At 42.3% G+C, this 7,697-nt stretch carries 4 protein-coding genes; 3 read left to right on the top strand and 1 reads right to left on the bottom strand.

The features are described 5' to 3' along the window. On the top strand, positions 1-2,265 hold a 2,265-nt coding region (locus ABF638_RS35895), incomplete at its 5' end, for a COR domain-containing protein (RefSeq protein ID WP_435027535.1). A 122-nt stretch (positions 2,266-2,387) separates the two neighbouring features. On the opposite strand, the gene ABF638_RS35890 is transcribed toward ABF638_RS35895, so the two are convergent. Continuing rightward, entirely contained in the window at positions 2,388-4,679 is a 2,292-nt protein-coding gene (locus ABF638_RS35890; RefSeq protein WP_435027534.1) for a glycoside hydrolase family 65 protein, read from the bottom strand. 831 nt (positions 4,680-5,510) lie between these two features. Between ABF638_RS35890 and ABF638_RS35885 the strand changes: the two genes are divergently transcribed. Next, entirely contained in the window at positions 5,511-6,779 is a 1,269-nt protein-coding gene (locus tag ABF638_RS35885) for an EndoU domain-containing protein (RefSeq protein ID WP_435027533.1), read from the top strand. 126 nt (positions 6,780-6,905) lie between these two features. Then, entirely contained in the window at positions 6,906-7,556 is a 651-nt protein-coding gene (locus ABF638_RS35880; protein WP_435027532.1) for an MOSC domain-containing protein, read from the top strand. The last annotated feature ends 141 nt before the right edge of the window (positions 7,557-7,697 follow it).

Below are 7,697 nucleotides of genomic sequence, written 5' to 3'. Positions count from 1 at the left end.
AATCAACTGAGCAGTCTGCCAGCGGAAATTGGCCAACTCACCAACCTGCAATACCTCTACCTCAACCGTAATCAACTGAGCAGTCTGCCACCGGAATTTGGACAACTCACCAACCTGCAATACTTCTACCTGGGCAGTAATCAACTGAGCAGTCTGCCACCGGAATTTGGACAACTCACCAACCTGCAAACCCTCGACCTGGGTAGTAATCAACTGAGCAGTCTGCCACCAGAAATTGGTCAACTCACCAACCTGCAAACCCTCGATCTCAAAGATAATCCTTTAGAATCACCTCCACCAGAAATTATCACGAATGGGGTTAAAGCAATTCTTGACTTTTGCAGGCAACAACTAGAACAAGAAACCGATCGCTTCTACGAAGCCAAATTACTCATTGTGGGAGAAGGTGGTGCAGGTAAAACTACGCTAGCCAAAAAAATTCAAGACAATCAATATACGTTACAACAAGATGAAAATACCACCGAAGGCATTGATATTATTCAATGGAAGTTCTTGCTTGACAATAACAGAGAATTTCAGGTCAATATTTGGGACTTTGGGGGTCAAGAAATTTACCATGCTACCCACCAATTTTTCCTCACAAAACGCTCTCTTTATGCCTTGGTTGCTGATACTCGCAAAGAAGACACAGATTTTTACTACTGGTTAAATGTGGTTGAATTGCTGAGCGGTAATAGTCCTTTGTTAATTATCAAAAATGAAAAACAGGAGCGCAAACGAGAAATAAACGAGCGGGAGTTACGGCGTGAATTCACTAATTTTCAGGAAACACTCACTACAAACCTAGCCACTGATCGCGGTCTGCCAGAAATCTTAAATAAAATTAAGCATTATATTACTAACCTACCTCATGTAGGCATAGAACTCCCTAAAACCTGGGTCAAAGTGCGAGAAGCTTTAGAAGGTAACTCTCGCGAATATATTAGCTTGGAAGAATATCTAAACATCTGCGATCAACATGGTTTTACTAAACAGGAGGATAAACTTCAACTCAGTGACTATCTGCATGATTTAGGTGTATGCCTTCACTTCCAAGATGATGACTTTTTAATAAAAACCGTGATTCTCAAGCCCACTTGGGGTACAGATGCCGTTTACAAAGTGTTAGATAATCCACAAGTAATTCAAAACCTGGGTAAATTCGATCGCAATGATTTAAAAAATATTTGGCACGAAAACAAATATGCCAATATGCGACCAGAACTGTTGCGGCTAATGATGAAATTTAAACTGTGTTACGAAATACCTAGTCGTCCCGGCACTTATATCGCACCTCAATTACTCTCTGTCAATCAACCTGGTTGCAATTGGGATGAATCCAATAACCTAATCCTGCGTTATAAATATGACTTCATGCCGAAAGGTATTCTCACCCGCTTTATAGTCGAAATGCACTCCGATATTGAACAACAAACCCTAGTTTGGAAAACAGGGGTTGTTCTTGCTAAAGACCAAACCCGTGCTGAAGTGATTGAACACTACAATCAACGAGAAATTAAAGTCCGCGTAGCAGGAAAACACAAGAAAGAACTGCTAGCAGTTATCAACCATGAACTGGAAAAAATCCATAAGTCTTACGAACGCCTGGAATATAAAACACTTGTTCCCTGCAACTGTGAAAAGTGTAAGGATAGTCAAGCGCCTTATTTTTACGAGCGAGACGTGTTGTACAACTCCCTGAATGTGCGTAATTACCAAATCCAGTGCCAGAAGAATTTTTGTATGGTAGATGTCCGCAGACTAATTGACGATGTTTTACCGACTCTACCAAATTTGGAAGTACCTATGTCTGAACCTGTAACCAGAAATCAAGTTTTCATTAGCTATAGTCATCAAGATCAGGAGTGGCTTACCAAACTCCAGAAACACCTCAAGCCAATGATTCGTAACCAAAATATGGTAGTGTGGGACGATACCAAAATTCAACCCGGTGCTGAGTGGCGCAAAGAAATTGAAAATGCTTTAGCAGCAGCAAAAGTGGCAGTATTGTTGGTTAGCCCCGATTTTTTAGCATCAGACTTTATTGCCGAGGATGAGTTACCGCCGTTGTTAGATGCGGCTGAAGCCAAAGGACTCACGATTATTTGGATACCGTTGAGTTTTTGCAGCTATGACGAAACAGAAATTGAAAAGTATCAGTCAGCGCACCCTCCGAATCAACCTTTAGACAGTCTGAACTCAGCACAAGAGAATCAAGCTTGGGTGGATATTTGTAAGAAGATTAAAGCAGCAGTTACTCGCTAGAAGAACCTCTCCCTGCCTTGAACTAAAGTTCAAGTCTGTCCCTTTCCGATTCGGAGAGGGAAGGTTTTGCCTACTAAAACTAGGGAGATGTCGGTTTTGGGGAAGCGATCGCAGGTAAACTCTTAGCTATCGATTAAAACTTCATCCAACTCGAACACAACCTCACTAATTTTCGGGTGTGCATCTACCAATGCGGGAACTTTGACTTCTGTTTCGGCTTGTAAGTCGAAGTCATACCACTCGTTACGCCATTGCAGGCGAAACTTCAAACGCGTCCAGTTAGGTGGTAGGTTGGGACAGGCAACGGGGCCGAATTGAGTCATCCGAATACCGCCAAACCCAAAAACTACTGCTTGCCATACTCCTCCAGCACTGGCGGCGTGAATTCCTTCGGCGGCGTTAAGCCTTACATCTTCTAAGTCTACCAAGGCCGATCGCAGAAAATGTGTGTAGGCTTCGGCTGGTTTATTAAGGTCGCAAGCTAAGATGGCGTGAATCGCTGGGCCTAGTGAAGAACCATAACTGTGGTCGGTGCGTTGGGTGTAATAGTCCCAGTTGGTGACAAGGGTGTTATAGTCATAGCGATCGCGCAATAAATACAAGAGCATCAATACATCTGGCTGCTTGAGAATCTGCTTTTGGCTTGTAGCTTCAATTCCCAACAAACCTTGTAGAGATTTGCTGCGCGGTTCGTAATCAGCCAGGTTAACGTCTTCTAACTGGAAAAAGCCTTCAAACTGCTCAATTAAACCTGTTTGGGCATCTTCATTGACAAATAGGCGCTCTTGAATTTCTGCCCAATTGTGCAGCCGTTCTGTGGTTAAGTTGAGTTTTTGCACCAGTTCTGCTGATGTTTCAGGGTAAGCTTGTTTGAGCCAGTCCCACAGCGCCAAAGCTGACTGCAAATGCCACCGTACCATAAGATTGGTAAAGGCATTATTATCGACGCGATCGTGATTTTCATCAGGGCCAATTACATCTAGGATGTCATAGCTGTGGCGCTCTTGGTTCCACTGCACCCGACTTTCCCAGAACACAGCCGTATCAAGAAGAATTTCCGCGCCATAATCTCGCATCCAATCATCATCGTTGGTAGTTTGCCAGTAGTGTAAAACTGCATAAGCAACATCAGCGGTGATATGCACTTCAATGTCACCGCACCAGATGCGGATTAATTCACCGTTGGGAGCAGGTACCCAGCGCGGAGTTACTTCATCGCCAGTAGTAGCACTTTCCCAAGCAAACATTGCTCCTTGATAACCTGCTTCTTGAGCTTTGCGTCTAGCTCCTGGTAAGGTGTGGTAGCGGTAGGTGAGCAAGTTCCGCGCTAGGGCTGGTTGAGTTAAGGTGAGAAAGGGAAGGATGAATATTTCCGTATCCCAAAAGATATGTCCGCTATAGGCAAAACCGGAGAGGGTTTTGGGAGGAATGCTGACTCGGCTATCGTGACGTGGTGTTACAGCTAGTAATTGGAAGAGATTGTAACGGACGCTTAATTGAGCCAAGCGATCGCCTTCTATTATAATGTCACTGTCTTGCCACACTTGTTCCCATGCCGCAATGTGAGCTGCCAACAGGGTAGTATATCTGGGTTCATTAGCGAGTCTTTGTAAGGCTGCTGCAACGGGGATTTCTGTTTCTCGTGAAGTAAACAGGGTGACAATCTTTTCTACAGTCGCCGTTTTTCCTGGGTATAACTCCAAGGTGGTTGTCAAGGTTGGAGAACTAGAGGCATTTTTGACACTCACGGCTGTAGTCTCGTCACCATCTACCACTAACTTAGCCGCCATCCCCAGTTGAATACCTGAGTGAATGGTTTGACTGTTTAGCCAGATAATCTGATCTATGCCACCTTGGTTTAAAGTTCGCCAATGTTTGACGCCTTGGTTATGTGGTTCGCTGTCAAATCCTGCTTCGATGGTAATTTCACCCTCAAAGTCTACGGATGTAACTTGAGCGCGAATCGCCAAAACATGTTGGTCTGCTAAACTTGTGAACCGCTGGAAGTGAAAATCTAAGGTATGACCATTAGGACTACGCCACCGCACATCACGGCTAACTAAACCTAAGCGTAGATCAAGCCGACGTTCATAGTTGAGAATTTCACCACTGTCCAGGCTAAAGCGTTCGCCAGCTACTTTTACCACCAATGGCAGCCAGTTGGGACAGTTTACCAATTCGGTATTAGCAATTGTCACATCATCATAAACACCGTGGATGAGTGTGGCTGGAAAATCCTCAGAATACCCTTCTTCAAACGTACCCCGCACTCCTAACAACCCATTACCAAGAGTGAAGACGGTTTCCTTGTGATGTAACTGCGTTGGGTCAAACTCCGTTTCAATAACGTTCCAGTCAGTATTGTCAATCAGTTGTTGAGTTTGTTGAGAATTGTGAGTGGATACGTTGAGCATGAGTAATAAAACCTATGTCTTTTGGTAAGATGCAGTACAATTTAAGAGCAACCTTAAGTGATTAACTCTTTCTCTCTAGCGCTAGACTTGAATATAGCCTAAACACAAAAAAAGATATTCCCATTAACATTAACGCTTCATGTTTCATCTGTCTACAGTTAGATTTTGTGATTAACGGCAGTTAGAACTCATAAATCTCAACCAGAAACAAATTGATTAGGTTTTTCACCAATTTCTGTCATATTTATGAGCTTCACAATTTGAAGAAGAATTCAGAAGTCAGAATGGGCTAAACGCCCCGCTACCGCTAACAGGAATCAGAATAAATCAGTCGGCAGACCGGGCGCAGGAATTGAAAACCACCAAATCTACGATTTGGTGGGGGTCTTAAACCCGGTTATTCAGACGCCAGTCATACAGAATTCATTCTGAATTCTGACTCCTAAATTCTGTTCGATAAAACTAGTATTAAATTTTTGAAGTATACGTAGGATATGTGAGTGAAGCGTAAGGGACTACAAACACACCCTACAAGACTACTAAAAATTTTCCAAAAACAATTTACGCTTCCTATAATAGTCTTGGCATTACATTAAACATAAAAAAATCCTAATTTGTAGTGAGCGATTCATTGCTTAAAATAAGGACTTTTAGGACTAAAGTTTTTACTACAAACTTTAATTATATCCAGGGTGTGTAAATTAACTTGGTTAAATCACTCAATGATTTAATAATCTAAATTTAGTATTTTAGTCTTAAAAAGAGCTTAATCAATCGATAATCAATCAACTTTACAATTAGTATTTAGCTCAATATTTAACTTTGTTGATTATGTTGAAATTAGCATTTCCATTGAAGATAGCAGGAGGAGCAGTCTTCCTGCTTTCATTTTTTTCCCTACGAGCAATTAGTGCCACAATTTCAGAGGGCTTTGAGTCTGGTCAAAAGGGGGCTTATGCTGTGGCTGATGTCACCCTCAGTACAGGCGTTTGGAATTTAAATGATGCTCTAATTGGCAATACTTCAAGTGATGTCAAAACCGGAGCACAATCTACTCGCATTCGCAACAGTGGCAAAGTTACGATGAAATTTGATCGCTCCACAGGTATTGGTACAGTTACAATCAAACATGCTAAGTATGGTAATGATGCTAACACCATTTGGGGCTTGTGGTGTTCGACTACAAGCGGAACCTCATGGACAGCAGTTGGTTCAACAATTACAACCAGTTCCAAATCACTTCAAACAGCAACTTTTACACCTAATATCTCTGGCATAGCTCGTTGCGAAATCCGCAAGACTGATGGAACTTCCAACAGAACTAACATTGATGATATTGTGATTACTGATTTTGGATCTTCTACTCCCTCTCTACCTGCTGGTTCTGTGCCATTCTTTGACACTATCAATAATCCTTTATCTGGACTAGCATTCGGCAGCCCAGGGGATGTTACCCCGGTTGCTCCAACTCTGAATACATTTGATAGGGCAGTTACTGATCTTTGTGGACAACCTGGTACAGTTGTCAGCCCTTCTAACTTCCAGTTGATGATGACAAATAATCCTACTGTTTTGGCAAATATTAAACAATATGTAGGGGGATATCTGGTTTTGGGGCGCACTTCCGATGCAGATTTTTTAGCTGACTTGACTAATGTCTGGTTTAATGCAGATGGTTTTGAGCATATTTTATGTGGAGAACCTGTTGCAGGAGGTTCTATAGGTGGATTGCATTTTGTTGGCCGTTATGTGGAACTTCAAGAAAAGGGTTTAGCTGGACGATTAAATAACAATACATCCAGAGAAGAAGTTGTTCCCAATGTGATTTATACCATTGGCGCTATTGTTAAAGTTGGCAATACTACTGCTCAGTCTTCTATTAAAGGTTATGCCTATACTCTCAGTGCTGAAGAAATTCTTGCCATAGGAGCTTTAGGTTATAAAAATAACCCCAATACCAGTTCAACTAACACTGTTTGTCATTTGAATGTAACTGATCAAGGTAATATGTTTAAAGCAGTGTTTGTGAGAAGAGATGGTGGAATCCGCACTTTCTATCCTGATGCTACTCCCGGTAGTAATCCTATATGTGTGCAGTAACTCTTTCCGATGAATTGGTGAAGAACATCGCTATCATTGCACCTTTAATTCATCAAGCACTCCTTTAATTAACTTATTTTTTGATTCAATTTAGATACTTGAGTACTGACCCAATTTCAAATTCTCATGAAACTCATTTCTGTAAATATCGGACTGCCGCGTGAAGTGGCCTGGAAAGGGAAAACAGTTAGCACTGGAATTTTTAAAGAACCAGTCAGCGATCGCGTGATGGTGCGCTTACTCAATTTAGACGGTGATGGGCAAGCCGATCTAACCGTTCATGGAGGAGCAGACAAAGCAGTCTATGTCTATCCATTCGAGCATTACGATTACTGGCGAGGTGAATTGCCTGATACAGAACTACCGCTAGGCATCTTTGGCGAAAATTTCACGATCGCTGGACTGAGAGAAGAAGATGTGAATATTGGCGATCGCTTTCATATCGGCAATGTCAAACTGATGGTGACACAACCTCGCCTACCCTGTTACAAACTTGGGATTCGGTTTGGACGACCTGATATGGTTAAACGATTTCTTGCAAGTCGTCGAACTGGATTTTATTTTTGTGTTTTGCAAGAGGGCGAAGTCGGAGCCGGAGACACTTTAGAGTTAGTGAGCCGGGATGACAACAATATTACTGTTGCGAATATCACTCAGCTTTATACTCGTGAGCAGAACAATCCAGAGTTACTTCACCAAGCTGCTCAACTTGAAGCCTTACCCAAAAGCTGGCGCGACTACTTCCAGGAGCAAAGTCGTCGTCAAGATGTGAAATAGATGCTGTTGTTTCATGAATATTGTGTAGTCACTCTAATTGGTGTTTTTTTCCACTTACCTGCAAACAACACCAATTAGATAGCTAGAGTCTGTCCCATTAGTTATGAGTGGTTAGCGGTGGTCAGATCCCCGACTTCTTAA

The sequence above is a fragment of the Nostoc sp. CALU 1950 genome (assembly GCF_051172895.1).
Lineage (GTDB): Bacteria > Cyanobacteriota > Cyanobacteriia > Cyanobacteriales > Nostocaceae > Nostoc > Nostoc edaphicum_A.
This window is presented reverse-complemented; position numbering and strand designations above follow the sequence as displayed.